At 36.1% G+C, this 1111-nt stretch carries 1 protein-coding gene; it reads left to right on the top strand.

Features of this window, described 5'->3' with window-relative positions; all coding sequences use genetic code 11:
• Positions 1-903 (top strand): 2,3-butanediol dehydrogenase (locus tag AB0G52_RS41320; protein ID WP_361344503.1); only part of this gene is annotated, 903 nt, incomplete at its 5' end.
• Positions 904-1111 lie beyond the last annotated feature (208 nt).

Genomic DNA, 1111 nt, shown 5'->3' with positions numbered 1-1111 from the left:
ACAGATTTACATGAATATTTACATAAAACCTTTGTAACAGAAGATAAAATGATTTTAGGTCATGAATTTACTGGTGAGATTGTTGAAGTCGGCAGTAATGTAACTAAATTTAAAGCTGGCGACAGAGTTGCTATTGAACCTATTTGGGGCTGTGGTGAGTGTGATACATGTAAAACAGGGAATTATAATATTTGTCCTGATATGAAATCATATGGCATTCACGAAAACGGCGGCTTCGCTGAATATGTTGTAGTGAAAGAGGCTAATGTATTTTTATTGCCTGATTCACTAAGCTATGAATTTGCAGCTTTAGTAGAACCTCTTGCTGTTGTATTGCAGGCAATTAGGAAAAGCAAGTTCAAAATTGGCGATAGTGTCGCTCTTTTTGGGGCAGGACCAATCGGACTACTGTTATCTGAAAGCTTAAGAGCAGCAGGAGCTAGTAAGATTTTCGTAGCGGAGGTTAGTGAGGAACGCAGAAATTTAGCACTGAAAATGGGGGCAGATGTTGTAATCAATCCGCTGGAAGAGGATGCCGTTCAAGTTATTAAAGAACAAACAAACGGTGGAGTGGATGTTTCCTTTGACGTTGCTGGTGTGGAAGCCACCTTCAACCAATCACTTGACTGCATCAAACCTAATGGTGAGTTCATGATTGTAAGTGTGTTCGCTAATCCAATTACGTATCACCCGACAACTCAAGTAGTCAGTGAGAAAAAAATCAATTCCTCTCTAGGGTATAATAATATCTTTGCCCAAGCGATCGATTTGTTGTCGAAGGGTTCATTGAACGTTGAACCAGTCATCACAAGTATTATAGCGTTAGATAATATTGTGGAAGACGGTTTTGAGAAACTGATAAGTGATAAAAAAGAATGTAAAATTTTAGTTCGTCCGAGCTAATGAACAAAAGTATATAAATCTAGGTTAAAACTGAACTATTTTCTCGATTATCGAATAATAGTTCAGTTTTTTTAATTTTTAATCTCGAATCCATACTTTATTAACCCAAGTCCTAGTATTTCAAAGTTAGAAAAAAATTATTTTTTATTCGTGTTTAGAAGGCTGTATTTTAGTTTTGTCCCAGTTTCTTTTCTATGTCGTTTTTTAT

The organism is Streptomyces sp. NPDC021562 (assembly GCF_040640875.1).
GTDB lineage: Bacteria > Actinomycetota > Actinomycetes > Streptomycetales > Streptomycetaceae > Streptomyces.
Note: the sequence above shows the minus strand (reverse complement) of the source record. Positions and strands in the feature narration are given on the sequence as shown.